The sequence below is a fragment of the Pseudolabrys sp. genome, assembly GCF_035943735.1.
GTDB lineage: Bacteria > Pseudomonadota > Alphaproteobacteria > Rhizobiales > Xanthobacteraceae > Pseudolabrys.
Window position 1 is genome coordinate 325,140 of record NZ_DASZBV010000019.1, and the last position, 17,407, is coordinate 342,546.

General features: G+C 67.1%; 15 protein-coding genes and 1 pseudogene. 11 read left to right on the forward strand and 5 right to left on the reverse strand.

Annotated features, from left to right (window positions below; all coding sequences use genetic code 11):
• Positions 1 to 3 precede the first annotated feature (3 nt).
• From pcaH to VGV41_RS14470, 4 genes are read right to left on the reverse strand one after another with little or no spacing between them, the layout of a single operon-like run.
• Positions 4 to 711, reverse strand: coding sequence for a protocatechuate 3,4-dioxygenase subunit beta (gene pcaH, locus VGV41_RS14455; RefSeq protein WP_326864561.1), 708 nt, complete (start codon positions 709 to 711; stop codon positions 4 to 6).
• Between the two features lie 24 nt (positions 712 to 735).
• Positions 736 to 1,941 carry a 3-oxoadipyl-CoA thiolase gene (gene pcaF, locus VGV41_RS14460; protein ID WP_326864563.1) on the reverse strand — a complete coding sequence of 402 codons (1,206 nt, stop codon included), beginning with the start codon at positions 1,939 to 1,941 and terminating at the stop codon, positions 736 to 738.
• Between the two features lie 13 nt (positions 1,942 to 1,954).
• The gene (locus tag VGV41_RS14465; RefSeq protein ID WP_326864564.1) at positions 1,955 to 2,728 is read right to left on the reverse strand and encodes a CoA-transferase subunit beta; all 774 of its coding nucleotides are present in this window, start codon (positions 2,726 to 2,728) and stop codon (positions 1,955 to 1,957) included.
• 8 nt (positions 2,729 to 2,736) lie between these two features.
• Positions 2,737 to 3,588, reverse strand: a complete 852-nt coding sequence (locus tag VGV41_RS14470; protein ID WP_326864565.1) for a CoA transferase subunit A — start codon at positions 3,586 to 3,588, stop codon at positions 2,737 to 2,739.
• Between the two features lie 94 nt (positions 3,589 to 3,682).
• On the opposite strand from VGV41_RS14470, the gene VGV41_RS14475 reads away from it, so the two are divergent.
• From VGV41_RS14475 to VGV41_RS14495, 5 genes are all read left to right on the forward strand, one after another.
• The gene (locus tag VGV41_RS14475; RefSeq protein WP_326864566.1) at positions 3,683 to 4,135 is read left to right on the forward strand and encodes a DUF3237 domain-containing protein; all 453 of its coding nucleotides are present in this window, start codon (positions 3,683 to 3,685) and stop codon (positions 4,133 to 4,135) included.
• Positions 4,132 to 4,932 carry a crotonase/enoyl-CoA hydratase family protein gene (locus VGV41_RS14480; protein ID WP_326864567.1) on the forward strand — a complete coding sequence of 267 codons (801 nt, stop codon included), beginning with the start codon at positions 4,132 to 4,134 and terminating at the stop codon, positions 4,930 to 4,932. The genes VGV41_RS14475 and VGV41_RS14480 overlap by 4 nt, the downstream gene beginning before the upstream one ends.
• A gap of 63 nt (positions 4,933 to 4,995) precedes the next feature.
• Entirely contained in the window at positions 4,996 to 6,882 is a 1,887-nt protein-coding gene (locus tag VGV41_RS14485) for a feruloyl-CoA synthase (RefSeq protein ID WP_326864568.1), read from the forward strand.
• 18 nt (positions 6,883 to 6,900) lie between these two features.
• Positions 6,901 to 7,662 carry an SDR family NAD(P)-dependent oxidoreductase gene (locus tag VGV41_RS14490; protein ID WP_326864569.1) on the forward strand — a complete coding sequence of 254 codons (762 nt, stop codon included), beginning with the start codon at positions 6,901 to 6,903 and terminating at the stop codon, positions 7,660 to 7,662.
• 14 nt (positions 7,663 to 7,676) lie between these two features.
• Positions 7,677 to 8,102, forward strand: a complete 426-nt coding sequence (locus tag VGV41_RS14495) for a thioesterase family protein (RefSeq protein WP_326864571.1) — start codon at positions 7,677 to 7,679, stop codon at positions 8,100 to 8,102.
• Positions 8,103 to 8,111: 9 nt separating this feature from the next.
• Here VGV41_RS14495 and VGV41_RS14500 read toward each other — a convergent pair whose 3' ends face one another.
• Complete coding sequence (locus VGV41_RS14500) at positions 8,112 to 8,600, reverse strand: MarR family winged helix-turn-helix transcriptional regulator (RefSeq protein ID WP_326864572.1); 489 nt, start codon at positions 8,598 to 8,600, stop codon at positions 8,112 to 8,114.
• Between the two features lie 155 nt (positions 8,601 to 8,755).
• Here VGV41_RS14500 and VGV41_RS14505 point away from each other — a divergent pair, with 155 nt between their 5' ends.
• The 6 genes and pseudogenes from VGV41_RS14505 to VGV41_RS14530 all read left to right on the forward strand — a co-directional run bounded on the left by VGV41_RS14505 (position 8,756) and on the right by VGV41_RS14530 (position 17,407).
• Entirely contained in the window at positions 8,756 to 9,787 is a 1,032-nt protein-coding gene (locus VGV41_RS14505) for a TRAP transporter substrate-binding protein (protein WP_326864573.1), read from the forward strand.
• Positions 9,788 to 9,942: 155 nt separating this feature from the next.
• Positions 9,943 to 10,440, forward strand: coding sequence for a TRAP transporter small permease (locus VGV41_RS14510; RefSeq protein ID WP_326864764.1), 498 nt, complete (start codon positions 9,943 to 9,945; stop codon positions 10,438 to 10,440).
• 11 nt (positions 10,441 to 10,451) lie between these two features.
• Positions 10,452 to 11,750, forward strand: coding sequence for a TRAP transporter permease (locus VGV41_RS14515; RefSeq protein WP_326864575.1), 1,299 nt, complete (start codon positions 10,452 to 10,454; stop codon positions 11,748 to 11,750).
• A 48-nt stretch (positions 11,751 to 11,798) separates the two neighbouring features.
• Positions 11,799 to 13,910 (forward strand): annotated as a pseudogene (locus tag VGV41_RS14520) (thiamine pyrophosphate-dependent enzyme); the annotation flags it as partial.
• Complete coding sequence (locus VGV41_RS14525; RefSeq protein ID WP_349256816.1) at positions 13,899 to 15,596, forward strand: indolepyruvate oxidoreductase subunit beta family protein; 1,698 nt, start codon at positions 13,899 to 13,901, stop codon at positions 15,594 to 15,596. The pseudogene VGV41_RS14520 and the gene VGV41_RS14525, both read left to right, overlap by 12 nt.
• A gap of 110 nt (positions 15,597 to 15,706) precedes the next feature.
• Positions 15,707 to 17,407, forward strand: coding sequence for a thiamine pyrophosphate-requiring protein (locus VGV41_RS14530; RefSeq protein ID WP_326864576.1), 1,701 nt, complete (start codon positions 15,707 to 15,709; stop codon positions 17,405 to 17,407).

A 17,407-nucleotide genomic window follows, 5' to 3' on the forward strand; every position in this document is an offset into this window, starting at 1 on the left:
GAGTTAATGCTCGTCGTTGTCGAGGGGCGTCGCTTCGCGGCCGCGCAGGACGATGTCGAAGCGGAAGGCGAGGGCCCAGTCGGGAATGGTGTTCTCCAGATCGAAGGTCGAGACCATGCGCGCGCGCGCCTTCTCGTCCGTGACCGAATTGAAGATCGGGTCGAACGGGAACAGGTAGTCGCCCGGGAAGTACATCTGGGTGACGAGACGCGACAGGAACGAGTGCCCGAACACGGAGAAGTGGATGTGGTTCGGGCGCCAGGCATTGTGGTGATTGCCCCACGGATAGGCGCCGGGCTTCACCGTGATGAACTTGTAATAGCCGTTCTTGTCGGTGACGGTGCGGCCGGCGCCGGTGAAGTTGGGATCGAGCGGCGCCCGGTGCTGGTCGACAAGATGGACGTAGCGGCCGCAGGCGTTCGCCTGCCATATCTCGACCAGCGCGTCCGGCACCGGCCGCCTGTCCTCGTCGAGCACCTGGCCGTGCACGATGATGCGCTCACCGAGCGGCTCGCCGGCGCACTGCTTGGTCAGGTCGTTGTCGCCTTCCTCGACCGCGTTGTGGCCGTAGACCGGGCCGGTCAGCTCCGAAAGCGTGTGCGGCACGATGATCAGCGGCTGCGATGGCGAGCGCTTGACCGTGCTGCGATAGCCCGGCGTCAGATGCGCCGGGAAATTCTCCAGACTCTTGGTTGGATAGACGAGCGACATAAGTCCCCCTTCAGTTCTTGTTCGTTACACGCGCTCGATGGCCAGCGACACGCCCTGGCCGACGCCGACGCACATCGTGGCGAGGCCGAGCTTGCCGCCGCGCTCTTCGAGCCCGTGCGTAGCGGTGAGCGCCAGACGCGCGCCCGACATGCCGAGCGGATGCCCGAGCGCGATCGCACCGCCATGCGGATTGACATGCTCGGCATCGTCGGGAAGCCCGAGCTGACGCAGACACGCTAGCGATTGCGAGGCGAAGGCTTCGTTGATCTCGATCAAATCGTAGTCGCCAATCTTGTGGCCGAGCCGCGCCATCAGTTTCTGCGTCGACGGCACCGGGCCGATACCCATGATGCGCGGCGGCACCGCCGCCGAGGCCATGCCGAGGATGCGCGCCCGCGGGGTAAGCCCGTGCGCCTTCACGGCGGCTTCCGAGGCGACGATCAGCGCGGCGGCGCCATCATTGACGCCGGAGGCATTGCCCGCCGTCACCGTGCCGGGATTGCGGAACGGCGTCCTCAGCTTGGCGAGCTGCTCAAGCGTCGTCTCCGGCCGCGGATGCTCGTCGCTCTCGACCTTGACGACGTCGCCCTTGCGGCCGGCGACCTCGACGGGGACGATCTCCCTGGCGAAGTAGCCGGCGGCGATCGCGCGGCCTGCCTTCTGCTGCGAGCGCCACGCGAAGGCGTCCTGATCGGCGCGCGTCACCTGGAAATCCTCCGCCACGTTCTCGCCGGTCTCCGGCATGGAATCGACGCCGTACTGTTTCTTCATCAGCGGATTGACGAAGCGCCAGCCGATGGTGGTGTCGTAGATTTCGGTCGTGCGCGCGAAGGCTTCCGTCGCCTTGCCCTGCACGAAGGGCGCGCGCGTCATCGATTCGACGCCGCCGGCGATGGCGAACTCCATCTCGCCGGCGCGGATGGCGCGCGCGGCGGTGCCGACAGCTTCGAGACCGGAGGCGCACAGGCGATTGAGCGTCACGCCCGGCACGCTCCCCGGCAGGCCGGCGAGCAGCAGCGCCATGCGCGCCACGTTGCGGTTGTCCTCGCCGGCCTGGTTGGCGCAGCCGAAGAACACCTCGTCGAGCTTCTCCCAGTCGGCCTTGGTGTTGCGCGCCATCAGCGCCTTGATCGGCACCGCGGCGAGGTCGTCGGTTCGCACCTTGGCGAGCGAGCCGGCGTAGCGGCCGATGGGCGTTCGGATCGCGTCGCAGATGAAGGCGTCACGCATGGGACACTCTCTGTTATGCCGCTTCGGCGTGGGCGCGCGCGGTGCGCGCGTACAGTTCGCGCAGGACTTCGAGTTCCTGCTGCGTCGGCGGCTGCGTCTCCGCCACCTTGGCGGCGAAGCGCACCTGCCAGCCGGTGTTCTCCTGGATCTGCTCGCGCGTCACGCCCGGATGCATGGAGGTGACGATCATCTCCTTGGTTTCCGGATCGGGCTCGAACAGCGCCAGGTCGGTAATCAGCCGCGTCGGACCCTTGGTCTTGACGCCCAGCTTCTGCCGGCTATCGCCGCCGGTGACGTGGCCGATCGAGGTGACGAAGTCGAGCTTGTCGACGAAGCCGCGCTTGCCCTGCGCCATGATGATGAAGATCTCGCCGCAGGAGGTGGCGATCTCCGGTGCGCCGCCGCCGCCGGGCAGGCGCACCTTCGGCTTGTCGTAGGGGCCGACCACGGTGGTGTTGAGGTTGGCGTATTTGTCGATCTGCGCGCCGCCGAGGAAGCCGACCTTGATGCGGCCGCCCTGCAGCCAATAGCGGAACATCTCCGGCACCGACACGGTGGTCAGCGCGGTCTCGCACAGTTCGCCGTCGCCGATCGACAGCGGCAGCACGTTCGGCTTGGTGGCGAGCGTGCCCGATTCGTAGATCAAGGTGATATCGGGTGCGTGCGTCAGCCGCGCCACGTTGCAGGCGGCAGAGGGCTGGCCGATGCCGACGAAACAGACATCGTCGTTTTTCAGCCCGCGCGCGGCGGCGATGGTCATCATCTCATTGGGCTTGTAGTCGGCCATGACGATCCTCACTTCGCGCGCTTGCGCGCGTATTGCGCGAAGGCTTCGGGGCCCTTGTCGAGCACGTTCTCTTTCATCCACGCCTGGAACGTGTCGCGCTCGCGCGCGATGTCGTCCCACTTTTTATAGAAGCTGTTGTTGCGCGGGTAGTAGCCCTGCGCATAGGACGGGAACGCGCCGCCGGGCACCTCGACCACGTGGCTGACGGTCCAGTGCGGCAGCACGACGGCGTTCAGGCTGCGCTCCGGCAACTCGTCGACGATCTCCTCGACCGTCACCACCTGGCGCTTGGCGGCGAGCACCGCCTCCTTCTGCACGCCGAGCACCCCCTCGATCATCACGTTACCCTTGCGGTCGGCGCGCTGCGCGTGGATGACCGCGACATCGGGCCGGTGCGACGGGATCGCGGCGAGACGCTCGCCGGTGAACGGGCACTCGATGAACTTGATCTTCGGGTTCACGGTCGGCAGTCCGCCACCGATGTAGCCGCGGAAGATCGCGCAAGGCAGCCCGGCGGCGCCCGCCTCGTAGGCGTTGGCCATGGCGGCGTGCGAGTGCTCCTCCAGCTCCAGCTTGTTGGGCCAGCCCTGCTCGACTGCGTCGCGCAGCCGGTGCAGCGAGCCGACGCCCGGATTGCCGCCCCAGGAAAAGACCAGTCTGTCGACGCAGCCCATGCCGATCATCTGATCGTAGATCAGGTCGGGGGTCATGCGGATGAGGGTCAGGTGCTTGCGGCCCTGCCGGATGATCTCGTGGCCGGCGGCATGCGGAATGAGGTGCGTGAAGCCCTCCAGCGCCACCACGTCGCCGTCGTGGACGGCGGCTTTGATGGCGGCGGCAAGCGACGTAATCTGCGCCATAACTATACGGGTCCCGGGTTTTTCGGGTCCGTATTTACGGCCCGCAACCGCAGGGGTCAAATGGCGGTTGGCACTCCAACCATCCGGCCCACACATGCTCAGCGCACAACCGATCTTCACCATCGAAGCCGAACTCGAAGCGATCATGAGCCTCGGCCGCACGCCGGTGGGCGAGCGGCGGATCATCGGCATCGGCGGCGGAACCGTGCGCGGACAGAAGTTCAACGGCCGCGTGCTGCCGGGCGGCGCCGACTGGCAGGTGATCCGCGCCGACGGCGCTGCCGATATCCAGGCGCGCTACACGATCGAGAGCGACGGCGGCGCCCGCGTACTGGTCGACAGCGTCGGCTTGCGGCACGGACCGCCCGAGGTGATCGAGAAGCTGGCGCGGGGCGACAATGTCGATCCGGCCCTCTATTATTTCCGTACCGTGATGCGCTTCGAGACCGGCGACCCCTCGACCGACTGGCTCAACCGCATCATCGCGGTGGCGTGTGGGCAACGGCTCGCGCGCGCCGTGCGGCTCGATGTCTACGAGGTAGAATGATGGCGTCCGACCGGCTTGCGGTGTCACTTCCGGACTCGCTTCGGGCCGAGCAGCAAGGACAAGTCACGGTCCTGCGGCTCAGCCGCGCGCAGAAGCGCAACGCGCTCGACGACGAGATGGTCGCCGGGATCGACGCCTTCTTCAGCCACCTGCCGGACAACACCGCGGCGGTGGTGATCTGCGGCGAAGGCGAGCATTTTTCCGCGGGACTGGATCTTTCTGAGCTCAAGGAGCGCGACGTCCGCGAGGGCATTGCCCACTCCGGACGCTGGCATCGCGCCTTCGAAAAGATCCAGTACGGCAGGGTGCCGGTGGTTGCGGTGCTGCACGGCGCCGTGGTCGGCGGCGGGCTCGAACTCGCCGCGGCGGCGCACGTGCGCGTCGCCGAACGCTCGGCCTATTACGCGCTGCCGGAGGGCAGCCGCGGCATCTATGTCGGTGGTGGCGGCTCGGTGCGGCTGCCGCGGCTGATCGGCGTCGCGCGCATGATGGACATGATGCTCACCGGCCGCACCTATTCGGCCGAAGAGGGCCTCGCCATCGGGCTCACCACCTATCTGGTCGATTCCGGCAAGGGGCTGGCCAAGGGCTTCGAGCTCGCCCAGCGCATCGCCGCCAATACGGCGATGACCAATTTCGCCGTGATGCAAGCACTGCCGCGCATCGCCGAGATGACGCCCGACGCCGGCTTCGCCATGGAGGCGCTGATGTCGTCGATGGCGCAGGCCGACCCCGAGGCGAAAGCGCGACTCAAGGACTTTCTGGAGAAACGCGGGCCGAAGGTCACCCGCTCTTGAGGCGGCGGCGCCGCGCGCGGTATCGTTGTCCAGGACAACAATAAGACGCCGCTAAGGGACGAAATGCCTGAACCAGCCCGTACGGCCGATGCGGCCCGCGCGGCGCCTCTGCGCCCGGTCCGGCTCGGCGTGCCGACGCCCGTCCTCGAGCGGCGCGCCGACGGAAGTATCGTCGTGCGGACCCGCGAACCGCTCGGCCCCTGCCCCGCCAATCTGATCGAGCCGTTGCGGACATGGGCGGAGCGCGCGCCGGACCGCGTCTTCCTCGCGCAACGCGATGGCGACGGCGGCTGGCGCCGGCTCACTTACGCGCAGGTATACGAGACCGTGCAGCACATCGGCGCGGCGCTGTTGCGGCGCGGGCTGTCGCCGGAGCGGCCGATCGCCATCCTCTCCGGCAACGATATCGAGCAGGCGCTGCTCGGGCTCGGGGCGATGCTGGTCGGCGTGCCGTTCGCGCCGATTTCGCCGGCCTATTCGCTGCTGTCGAGCGACTTCGGCAAATTGCGCAGCATCCTCGATCTGCTGACGCCCGGCCTCGTCTTCGCCAATGACGGGTTGCCGTTCGCGCGCGCGCTCTACGCCACGGTGCCGGACGACGTCGAACTGGTGGTCACGCGCAGCCCGCTCGGCGACCGGCCGACGACCTTGTTCTCAGAGCTGATCGGCGAGGAGGACGCGCGCGGCGTCGCCGCCGCTTACGCCGCGGTCACGCCGGACACGATCGCAAAATTCCTCTTCACCTCCGGCTCGACCGGTCACCCGAAGGGCGTGATCAACACGCACCGCATGCTGTGCGCCAATCAGGCCATGCTCGCCGCCGGCTTCGCCTTCGTGCAGGACGAGCCGCCGGTCGTGCTCGACTGGCTGCCGTGGAGCCACACCTTCGGCGGCAACCACAATTTCAATATGGTCCTGGTCAACGGCGGCACGCTCTATATCGACGACGGCAATCCGACGCCGCCCGGCGTGCCGAAGACGGTCCGCAATCTGCACGAGATCGCGCCGACCATCTATTTCAACGTGCCGAAGGGCTACGAGGCGCTGATCCCGCACTTCCGCGCCGATGAAGGCCTGCGGAGGACCTTCTTCAGCCGGCTGAAGATGTTGTTCTATGCCGGCGCCGGCCTCAACCAGGCGACCTGGGACGAGATCAACGATCTCGCCGTCGCAACCACCGGCGAGCGGATCATCTTCGTGTCGTCGCTCGGCTCCACCGAGACGGCGCCGGCCTCGCTCGCCTGCTCGTGGGACTTCGATCGTCCCGGCAATATCGGCCTGCCGGCGCCCGGCGTAGAGCTCAAGCTTGTGCCGAGCGAAGGCAAGTTCGAGGCGCGGCTGCGCGGGCCGCACATCACCCCGGGCTATTGGCGCGAGCCGGCGCTGACGCAGAGCGCCTTCGACGAGGAAGGCTTCTACAAGATCGGCGATGCGCTGAAATTCGTCGACCCTGACGATCCGGCCAAGGGATTCCTGTTCGACGGCCGCATCGCCGAAGACTTCAAATTGTCGACCGGCACCTGGGTCAGCGTCGGGCCGCTGCGCGGCCGTTTCATCGACCACTTCGCCCCCTACGCGCGCGATGTTGTCTTCGCCGGGCCCGACCGCGACGACATCGCGGCGCTGGTGTTTCCCGATGTCGAGGCCTGCCGCAAGCTCGCCGGCCTCGCCGCGGAGGCGGCCGTCGATGCCGTACTCGCGCATCCGGCCGTGCGAAAAATCTTCGCCGGGCGACTCGCCAGCATGGCGAAGACGAGCACCGGCTCGTCCACCCGCGTGGTGCGGCTGATCCTGCTGGCGGAGCCGCCGTCGATGGACAAAGGCGAGGCGACCGACAAAGGGTCGATCAACCAGCGCGCGGTGCTGAAAAGTCGCGCGAGCCTGGTCGAGGCGCTTTATGCTTCGCCGCTGCCGGCAGCGACGATCGCGCTCGCCGACCAGCCCGGCTGAACGACAAGGACGATACGGATGGAAATCAAGGGACAGGCCGCCATCGTCACCGGCGGCGCCTCCGGCCTCGGCGCGGCGACCGCGCGGGCGCTCGCCGCGGCCGGGGCGCGCGTGGCCATTGTCGACGTCAACGAAAAGGCCGCCGCCGAGGTGGCCAGCAGCATCAGCGGCATCGCCGTTGCCTGCGACGTCGCAGATAGCGCGAGCGGCGAAGCGGCGGTGAAGCGCGCCGCCGCCGATCACGGACCCGCGCGCATCCTCGTCAACTGCGCCGGCGTGGGACCTGCCAAGCGCATCGTCGGCAAGGACGGCCCGATGCCGCTCGCCGACTTCGAGCGGGTCATCCGCATCAACCTGATCGGCAGCTTCAACATGATGCGGCTGGTCGCCGCCGGCATGCAGGCATTGGAGCCGCTGCCGGGCGGCGACCGCGGCGTCATCGTCTCGACCGCGTCGGTCGCGGCCTTCGAGGGTCAGGTCGGCCAGGCCGCCTATGCCTCGTCGAAAGGCGGCGTCGCGGCGCTGACAGTGCCGGCGGCGCGCGAGTTCGCCCAGTTCGGCATCCGTGTGCTCGCCATCGCGCCGGGCATCTTCGCCACGCCGATGCTGAAGGCGCTGCCGCAGGAGGCGCAGGATTCGCTCGGCGCCTCGGTGCCCTATCCCAAGCGCCTCGGCGAGCCGCGCGAGTTCGCCGCGCTCGTCCTCCATTGCATCCACAACGGCTATCTCAACGGCGAGGTGATCCGCCTCGACGGCGCGCTGCGCATGGCGCCGCGCTGACCCCTGAACGCGCCATGAGCCTGACCAACATCCGCACCGTGCGCATCGAGTGGGGCGATTGCGACCCTGCCGGTATCATCTTCTATCCGCGCTACTTCGAGATCTTCGACGCCTCGACCGCGCGGCTGTTCGAGGCGAGGCTCGGCTTCACCAAGCACGAAATGTTCAAGCGCCTGCCCTTTGCCGGCTGGCCGCTGGTGCGCACGCAAGCGCGCTTCCTGAAGCCGACGCGCTTCGGCGACGACGTCACCGTCGAAAGCACGATCACATTTGGACGTTCGAGCTTCGACGTGAGCCACAAGCTCAGCCTGAAGGGCGATCTCTGCGCGGAGTGTACGGAGAAGCGTGTGTGGACCGTACGCGATACCGACGGCCGCATGAAGTCGTATCCCGTGCCGGCCGAGGTGCTGGTGAGGTTCGGTATCGCACCGACGCCATAAGCCGGCGGCTTAGCCCAGCGCCGCCGCAAGGCGCTTGAGCACATCGATAAACCGCTTACGGTCGCGCGCGCCGATGATGCCGTCGAGGACGCGTTCGTGCTCGCGCGCGCAGCGCGTCATCAAGGCGAGCATTTTCTTGCCGTCCGCGGTCAGGCTGAGCCGGTAAGCCCGCCGGTCGTGGTCCATGCGCTTGCGCTCCACCAGCCCGCGCCGCACCAGATCCTCGACAACCGGCGTCAGGCTCGATTTGTCGCGGCCGTTGGCATAGGACAACTCGGTCTGGCTGATGCCCGGATTGCGGCTGATGAGCGTCAGCGTGGCAAAGCGGCCGGGGCTCTCGCCGATCTCCTGCGAGCGGTGCGAAAACGCCTGGAACGTCGCCTCCTGCGCCATGCGCAGATTGAAGCCGACCCAGCCGGCGAGCGGCCCGAAATCGACGTCTGCAGCGGCCTCGCCGTTCTTCTTTTTGCGGCGCACAGGCGTTTTGCTCGCAGGCACGTCCCACCCCTCCCCACGCGTCCCGGATCTCCGCCCGGCTCGGGAATAGTTTGACTTCAAACGATGCTCTTTACAACCGCGGCGGCCATCGGCTCAAATGCCGCAAAAGAGTTGGCTCAGTCCAACCAACAACAATCGCAGGGAGGAAGTCCGTCATGAAAGCCCGCTTCACGGGATACGTTTGCGCGGCGGCGATCGCCGCGGTCATCGGCTCAGGCGCCGCGTTTGCGCAGGAGAAGACGTTCGAGCTCAAGCTGTCGCATTGGGTGCCGCCGTCGCATCCGTTGCAGAAGGCGCTCGAAGAATGGGGCGCCGACGTCGAGAAGGAGTCCGGCGGCACGATCCACTACAAGGTGTTCCCGGCGCAGCAACTCGGGAAGGCCTTTGACCATTACGACATGGCGCGCGACGGCATTGCCGACCTCACCTACATCAATCCCGGCTACCAGCCCGGTCGGTTCCCGATTATCGCCGCTGGCGAACTGCCGTTCCTGATCGCCAATGCCAAGGGCGGGTCGCAGGCGCTGGACGCCTGGTATCGCAAATACGCCGACAAGGAGATGAAGGACGTCAAGTTCTGTCTCGCCTTCGTGCACGATCCCGGAACGTTCCATTCCAAGAACAAGAAGATCGTGCTGCCGTCCGATATCAAGGGCATGAAGATTCGGCCCGCGCATGCGACCATGGCCGAGTGGGTGACGAGCCTCGGCGGCACCAACGTGCAGTCGAGCGCGCCGGAAGTGCGCGACATCCTCGACAGGGGCGTCGCCGACGCCGTGACCTTCCCCTGGGGTTCGGTGCCGCTGTTCGGCATCGACAAGGTTACGAAGTACCACATGGACGTGCCGCTCTACACGACCACCTTCGCCTTCGTGTTCAACAAGAACACCTACAACCAGATGTCGGCGCGCCAGAAGAAGGCGATCGATGACCACTGCACCAATGAGTGGGCGTTGAAGGTCGCCGCTCCGTGGGCGGACTTCGAACACGCCGGCATCGCCAAGATCAAGGCCGAGCAGGGTCAGGAAGTCTACGAACTCACCCCGGCACAGCTCGCCGAATGGAAGAAGTCGGCTGAGCCGCTGGAGAAAAAGTGGGCCGCCGGCGTCAAGAAAGTGGGCGTCGATCCGGACGCGGCAATGAAGGAACTCAAGGCCGATCTCGTCAAGTACAAGGCCGGTTACTAGGCGCCCTTACCTGAGACAAAGCTGCGCCGGGCGCCCGTGATCGCGCCCGGCGCCGAGTTTCCGGGGATCGAGCCATGTCCGACCACGTGATGAGCGACGAGGACGTCGTCCGGCGGCTCGCCGGCGGCAGCGGCCGGCCGCGCCGGCATAATCTGATGGACCGTTTCATCAACGGCATCGAGATGATCGCCGCGTTCTTCGTCGGCATCGTCGCCGCCGACATCTTCATCTCGGTATTATTGCGCTATTTCTTCAGCTTTCAAATTCCAGACGCCTACGATTTCGGCAGGCTCCTGCTCGGCATCCTGATCTTCTGGGGCATCGCCGCGACCTCTTACCGCGGTACGCACATCACCGTCGATCTCGTCTGGGCCAATTCCAGCCCGCGCTGGCAGCGCTTTATCGACGTGTTCGCGACGCTCGTGCTGCTGTTTGTCGTCGTCGTCCACACCTACACCCTGTTCGACAAGGTGATCGGCACCTACCGCGACAACGTGCTCACGTTCGACCTGCGGCTGCCGACGTGGCCTTTCTTTGCGGTGGCATGGATCGGCGACGTGTCCGCCGTGCTGCTGATCGCCATCCGCACCTATCGGCTGATCTTCCATCCCGAGGCGATGGAGCGCGGCTATCAGATCAAGCCCGTGGAATAAGCACAACGATCATGAGCAGCGATCTCGTCGCCATCACCGGGTTCGTCGCGCTGTTTGCGATGATGCTCCTGCGCGTGCCGATCGGCATGGCGATGGGCCTCGTCGGCGTCACCGGCTTCGGCTACATCGTCGGCGCGGGGCCAGCCCTGAAGATGGTCGGGCAGACGTCGATGCGGACCGTGACCGACTACACGTTCGGCGTCATCCCGATGTTCCTGCTGATGGGCGCCTTCGTCGCCAATTCCGGCATGAGCCGCGAACTGTTCCGCGCCGCCAACTCCTTCCTCGGTCATCTGCGCGGCGGACTCGGCATCGCAACTATAGCCGCCTGCGGCGGTTTCGCCGCGATCTCCGGCTCCTCGGTTGCCACCGCCGCGACCTTCTCGACCGTCGCCTACCCGGAGATGCGCCGATACGGCTATCCGCAGAGCTTCGCCACCGGCGTCATCGCCGCCGGCGGCACGCTCGGCGCGATGCTGCCGCCGTCCACCGTGCTTGTGGTCTACGGCATCATCACCGAGCAGGACATCGGCAAACTGTTCGTCGCCGGCATCCTGCCCGGAATCCTGGCGGCGTCGATGTACATCGCGACGGTCGCGATCATCGGCTTCGTGCGGCCCGACTTCCTGCCGCGCGCGCCGCGGCATAGCTGGAAGGAGCGCATTGAAAGCCTGCGCAACATCTGGGCGACGCTGCTGCTGTTCGTCTTCGTGATTGGCGGCCTCTATGGCGGCCTGTTCACGCCGACCGAGGCGGGCGGCATGGGCGCCGGCGGCGCCTTCCTGATCGGCGTGCTGCGCGGACGGCTCGACCGCGCCGAAATCCGCCGCTCGCTGCTGCAGGCGACGCGCACCGCCGCGGCAGTGTTCACCGTGCTGATCGGCGCGCTTCTGTTCGGCTATTTTCTCACCGTCACCCAGACGCCGCAGAAAGTCACCGAATTCCTGACCGGACTCGGCGTCGGCCGCTACGGCGTGCTCGCACTGATCATGCTGATGTACCTGGTGCTCGGCTGCCTGATGGATTCGCTCGCGATGGTGATCCTGACGGTGCCGATCATCTTCCCGGTCATCACCCATCTCGGCTTCAATCCGATCTGGTTCGGCGTCATCATCGTCATGACAGTCGAGCTCGGGCTGATCCACCCGCCGGTCGGCATGATTGTCTTCGTCATCAAGAGCGTGGTGGACGACGTCAAATTCACCACTATCTTCAAGGGGGTGCTCCCCTTCATCATCACCGATCTAATCCGGCTGATCATCCTGATCGCCTTCCCGATCATCGCCCTGTGGCTACCCTCGCGCATGTAGGGATAGGCCGCTATAATGGTTGGGACCCCAACGGCTTCGTAGGCAGGCATGGAACGTTCGTTCAAGAAAGAGGTCGAGGCGCTGCGGCTGGGTGAAGGCGAGACCTTCCGCGGCGAAGGCATCCTCGCGGTCACCAAGGCGCTGTTGCAGTCCGGCGTGTCGTATGTCGGCGGCTATCAGGGCGCGCCGGTGTCGCACCTGCTCGACGTGCTGGTCGACGCCGAGGACATGATGGCCGAGCTCGGCGTCCACCTCGAGACCTGCTCGAACGAAGCGAGCGCCGCCGCCATGCTCGGGGCCTCGATCAATTATCCGTTGCGGGGTGCTGTGACGTGGAAGTCGGTCGTCGGCACCAACGTCGCCGCCGATGCACTGTCGAACCTGTCGTCGCCCGGCGTTGTGGGGGGCGCCCTGATCATCCTCGGCGAGGACTACGGCGAGGGCGCGAGCGTCATTCAGGAGCGCTCTTATGCCTACGCGCTGAAGTCGTCGATGTGGCTGCTCGACCCGCGTCCCGACCTGCCGACGATCGTGCGCATGGTCGAGAAGGGCTTCGAGCTGTCGGAGGCGAGCCATGCGCCGGTGATGCTCGAGCTGCGCATCCGCGCCTGCCACGCCACCGGCGAGTTCGCCGCCAAGGACAATCGCAAGGGCATCGTCTCAGGGCTCGACAAGCTGCCGGGGCCGCCGAAATTCGAATATGGACGGCTCGCGCATCCGCCGGTGATCTTCACGCAGGAGCGCCTGAAGGTCGAAGAGCGATTGCCGGCCGCGCGCGCCTTCATCCGCGAGCAGAAACTGAACGAGACGATGGACGGCGATCTCGCCGACATCGGCATCATCGTCATGGGTGGGCTCACCACCAGCGTGCTGCGCGCGCTGGAGCGCATGGGCCTTGCCGACGTGTTCGGCGCCTCGCGCGTGCCAGTGCTCGTGCTCAACGTCGTCTACCCGCTGGTTCCCGAGGAAATCACCGCGTTCTGCGCAACCAAACGCGCCGTGCTCGTCGTCGAGGAAGGCTTCCCGGACTACATCGAGCAGGCGGTGAACGTCCAACTGCGCCGCGCCGACATTCAGACCAAGGTCTACGGCAAGGGACCGTTGCCGCAGGCAGGCGAATACGCCTCCGACGTGCTGCTCGACGGGCTTGCCGCCTTCCTGCAGGCGGCACGACCCGCGGGCCTCGACGTCGATACCATCGCCGAGCGGGCGCGCGGCCTGTTCGCGCACAAGCCGAAAGCTGCCGCCGCGCTTGGGGCCCTTCCGCCGCGTCCACCGGCTTTCTGCACCGGCTGCCCGGAGCGGCCGGTGTTCTCCGCGCTCAAGCTGATGCAGCGCGAGCTCGGTCCGACGCATATCGCCGCCGACATCGGCTGCCATTCGTTCGCGACCTTTGCGCCGTTCTCGATGGGCAACTCCATTCTCGGCTACGGCATGTCGCTCGCCAGCGCCGCCGCCGTCGGCCCCAACATGCAGAAGCGCTCGATCGCGGTGATGGGCGACGGCGGCTTCTGGCACAACGGGCTCATCACCGGCGTCGCGTCCAACCTGTTCAACAAAGGCGACGGCGTTCTGATCGTCATGCAGAACGGCTACACGTCTGCGACCGGCCAGCAATATATGCCGTCGTCGAAGGCGAGCCGCTCCGGCGCCGCGCCGGGCATGGATATCGAGCAGACCTTGCGCTCGATGGGCGTGAAATGGATGCGCACGGTGCGCACCTATGGCGTCTCGAAGATGGTGACGACGCTGAAGGAGGCGATGAGGACCGCCGAGCGCGGGCTCAAGGTCATCATCGCCGACGGCGAATGCATGCTGGCGCGGCAGCGGCGCATCCGCGCCGAGGACGCCGAAAAGCTCAAGCGTGGCGAACGCGTCACCCGGGCGCGCTACGGCGTCGACGGCGAGATATGCACCGGCGACCACTCCTGCATCCGCCTCTCCGGCTGTCCGTCGCTCTCCGTCAAGCCGTCGCCCGATCCGTTGCGCACCGACCCGGTCGCCACCGTCGTCGAGTCCTGTGTCGGCTGCGGGCTGTGTGGCGAGGTGGCACATGCCGCGGTGCTGTGCCCCTCGTTCTATCGCGCCGAGATCGTTCGCAACGCGACCTGGCGCGACCGCGCGCTGTTCAACGTTCGCCAGCGCGTCATCGGCTGGCTCGGCGGTACTTCCTCTTCACCCTCCCCCTTGTGGGGAGGGTCGCTCGTCGAAGACGAGCGGGGTGGGGGTCCTTCGTCACAAATCGCAGCCACCCCCCTCCCCAACCCTCCCCCACAAGGGGGGAGGGAGCACGCAGTGCCTGCGGTGAGTGACGATAAATCCCCGCGTCCCATCACGCTGCTGATCGCCGCGCTGGGCGGCGAAGGCGGCGGCGTGCTCAGCAACTGGATCGTCGCCGCGGCCGCGAAGGCCGGCTTCCCGGTTCAGTCGACGTCGATTCCCGGCGTCGCGCAGCGCACCGGCGCCACGACCTATTACGTCGAGATCCTGCCGGTGCAGACGAGCGAGCTCGGCGGCAAGCGGCCGGTGCTGGCGCTGACACCCGGCGTCGGCGACATCGATATCGCCGTGGCGAGCGAATTGCTCGAGGCCGGACGCACGGTGTCGGCCGGTTTCGTCACGCGCGACCGCACGCACCTGATCGCCTCGACCAGCCGCTTCTATGCCATGGACGAGAAGATCGCCATGGGCGACGGCCGCTTCGATCAGGACAAGCTCATGGGCGCGATCGCGGAGCATGCGCGCGACGCGCTGCTCATCGACATGGACGCGCTGGCGAAGCAGAGCGGCTCGATCATCAACGCCGTGATGCTGGGGGCCATCGCCGGCTCGGGACGCCTGCCACTGACGGTCGAGCAGTTCGAGGCCGCGATCCGCGACGACGGCAAGGCGCTCGACGCCAACCTGCGCGGCTTCCGTGCCGGTTACGACGCCGCGCGCGCCAAGGCCGCGCCGGTGAAAGCGCCCGAGGGCAAGACGCGCGCCGCGGCGACGCAGGAGGCGCTCGAACAAGATGTCGCCGACACGATCCCGGCCGCCGCGCAGGATATCGTGCGCGAAGGCGTGCGCCGGCTGGTGCCATATCAGAGCGTGGCTTACGCGCGGCTTTATCTCGATCGTCTCGTGCCGATCGTCGAGGCCGACGCTGAAGCGGGTCTGCAGGGCAGACTGCTGCGCGAAGTGGCGCGCCACCTCGCGGTGCGCATGTCCTACGAAGACGTGGTGCGCGTGGCGCAGGCGAAAATTGCTCCTGCGCGCATGGAGCGCATCGCACGCGAGGAACTGCGGGCCAAGAACGAGCCCTACTCCGTGCACGACTTCCTCAAGCCCGGCTTCGAGGAATTGACGCAATTGCTGCCGCCGGCACTGGCTCGTCCCATTCTGGCCCTCGCCGAACGCAAAGGCTGGCTCGGCCGCGTCTATTTCGGCATGGAGATCAACACGACCTCGATCTCCGGCTATTTGCGTTTCCTGCTGCTCGCCAAGATGCGCGCCATCCGGCCGTATGGCATCCGTTACGTGCAGGAGCAGGAGCAGATCGAATCCTGGCTCGGCCTCATCGTCGAGGCGGCGCTGCGGGCACCCGATCTCGCGCTCGAGATCGCGGAATGCGCGCGGCTGATCAAGGGCTACGGCGACACGCACGCGCGCGGCGTCGCGAATTACCGTGCCATCGAAGGCCGCGTGATCCGCCCGGCGCTCGATGGAGCCCTGCCCACCGACCGCGCCGCCGACGCGGTGGCCAGCGCTCGAACCGCCGCGCTGGTCGACCCGGAAGGCGAAAGCCTTGCCAGATGCCTCGATCAAATCGAGGCGGTGCGGCCGCTGGCCGAGGCCGCGGAGTAGCCCTGCGTCCGGCTGCGTTGTCAGCCCGGCGCGCTTGGCGTACAAGGCCGGAAAAACAACCAGCCACGCCGCGCGCCCGCGCCGGCGGCATTTTCACAGGGAAGAGACGAATGGCCGCCACGCCGACGACGCGTCCGATCATCGCTGCCGAAGCGTTCCTGCGCGCCCTGGCGGATCACGGCACCGACTATTTCTTCGCCAATCCGGGCACCGATTTCCCGCCGGTGGTCGAGGCCTTCAGCCGCGCCAAGAAGACCAACGCCAAGGTTCCCAAGCCGGTCCTGGTGCCGCACGAGAACCTGGCGGTCGCCATGGCGCACGGCGCCTATCTGATGAACGGCCGGCCGCAAGCGGTGATGGTGCACGTCAATGTCGGCACCGCCAACACCATCAACAACATGACCAACGCGTCGCGCGACCGCATCCCGCTGATCCTCGCCGCCGGACGCACGCCGATCACCGAGAAGGGCTCGTTCGGTTCGCGCTCGCGGCCAATCCACTGGGCGCAGGAGATGTTCGACCAGGCGGGGATGCTGCGCGAGCTGGTGAAGTGGGACTACGAGTTGCGTACGCCGGGCCAGATCGTCGACGTGGTGGCGCGCGCCAGCGAAGTGGCGATGGCGCATCCGCGCGGCCCCGTCTATCTGTCGCTGCCGCGCGAGCCGCTCGCCGCGGCGATGCCGGAGCCGCCGGCGCCGACCAAACCGCGGCCGCATGCCGCCGCGGCTTTCCCCGATCCGAAGGCCATCGCCACGCTGGCCGAGTGGCTCGCCACCGCCGAGCGGCCGCTGATCATCGCGTCGACACTGCCGAACGACGCCGTGCCGGTGCTGTCGCATCTGGCCGAGCGGTGCGCCATTCCGGTGATCACGCACAACCCGCGCACCGTGTGCCTGCCGTCGAGCCACCCGATGCATTTCGGCTACGAGCCCGGCACGCTGCTCGCCGATGCCGACCTCGTCATCGTGCTCGAAGCCGACGTGCCGTGGATTCCGCAACTGCAAGGGCCGTCGGCGGGCGTGCGCGTCGCGCATGTCGGCGAGGATCCGTTCTACGTGCGCTATCCGATGCGCTCGTTCCCCAGCGATCTCGCGGTGCAGGCCGGCGCCACCAATGCGCTCTCCGCGCTCAGCGCAGCGGTCGAGCAGCGCCTGCAGATGGCCGAAGCGCGCATCGCCGCGCGCCGCGGCCGCCTTGCCGAACGCATGCGCAACCGCCGCGCCCAGCTCGCGAAGGATTCCGCCGCCGGCGACCGAATCTCGCCGGAATATCTCTCGCGCTGCATCGGCGAATGCGTCGGCGAGGACGCGGTCATCTTCAACGAGTATCCGTTGCGCGCCAATCACTGCCCGCGCGAGAAGGCCGGCACCTTTTATGCGCTCGGCCCGGCCGGCGGCCTTGGCTGGGGCTTCGGTGCCGCGCTCGGCGCCAAGCTCGCCGCGCCGGAGAAGCTCGTCGTCGCCACGCTTGGCGACGGCGCCTACATGTTCGGCAATCCGCTGGTCGGTCACTGGGTGTCGCAGGTGCACGACCTGCCGATCCTCGCCATCGTGTTCAACAACAGCCGCTACGGCGCCGTGCGCAACGCGACGCTCGCGATGTTCAAGGACGGCGTCGCCGGCGAAACCGACGGTAACGTGCTGGCCGATCTCTCGCCGGCGCCGCCCTACGATGAGATGGCGCGCGCGCAGGGCGCGCATGCCGAACGCGTCGAGAAACCCGCCGACCTGCCCGACGCGCTGGCCCGCGCCCGCGACGTCGTGGTCAAGGAGAAGCGCCAGGCGCTGCTCAACGTCATCGCCCATTACTGA

What these genes read in the sequence shown, in the direction of transcription:
- VGV41_RS14490 (WP_326864569.1), top strand. Translation starts at nt 6,901, where the DNA reads ATGGAAATCAAGGGACAGGCCGCCATCGTCACCGGCGGCGCCTCCGGC.
- VGV41_RS14485 (WP_326864568.1), top strand. Translation starts at nt 4,996, where the DNA reads ATGCCTGAACCAGCCCGTACGGCCGATGCGGCCCGCGCGGCGCCTCTG.
- VGV41_RS14530 (WP_326864576.1), top strand. Translation starts at nt 15,707, where the DNA reads ATGGCCGCCACGCCGACGACGCGTCCGATCATCGCTGCCGAAGCGTTC.
- VGV41_RS14495 (WP_326864571.1), top strand. Translation starts at nt 7,677, where the DNA reads ATGAGCCTGACCAACATCCGCACCGTGCGCATCGAGTGGGGCGATTGC.
- VGV41_RS14505 (WP_326864573.1), top strand. Translation starts at nt 8,756, where the DNA reads ATGAAAGCCCGCTTCACGGGATACGTTTGCGCGGCGGCGATCGCCGCG.
- pcaF (WP_326864563.1), bottom strand. Translation starts at nt 1,941, where the DNA reads ATGCGTGACGCCTTCATCTGCGACGCGATCCGAACGCCCATCGGCCGC.
- pcaH (WP_326864561.1), bottom strand. Translation starts at nt 711, where the DNA reads ATGTCGCTCGTCTATCCAACCAAGAGTCTGGAGAATTTCCCGGCGCAT.
- VGV41_RS14480 (WP_326864567.1), top strand. Translation starts at nt 4,132, where the DNA reads ATGATGGCGTCCGACCGGCTTGCGGTGTCACTTCCGGACTCGCTTCGG.
- VGV41_RS14475 (WP_326864566.1), top strand. Translation starts at nt 3,683, where the DNA reads ATGCTCAGCGCACAACCGATCTTCACCATCGAAGCCGAACTCGAAGCG.
- VGV41_RS14470 (WP_326864565.1), bottom strand. Translation starts at nt 3,588, where the DNA reads ATGGCGCAGATTACGTCGCTTGCCGCCGCCATCAAAGCCGCCGTCCAC.
- VGV41_RS14510 (WP_326864764.1), top strand. Translation starts at nt 9,943, where the DNA reads ATGGACCGTTTCATCAACGGCATCGAGATGATCGCCGCGTTCTTCGTC.
- VGV41_RS14515 (WP_326864575.1), top strand. Translation starts at nt 10,452, where the DNA reads ATGAGCAGCGATCTCGTCGCCATCACCGGGTTCGTCGCGCTGTTTGCG.
- VGV41_RS14465 (WP_326864564.1), bottom strand. Translation starts at nt 2,728, where the DNA reads ATGGCCGACTACAAGCCCAATGAGATGATGACCATCGCCGCCGCGCGC.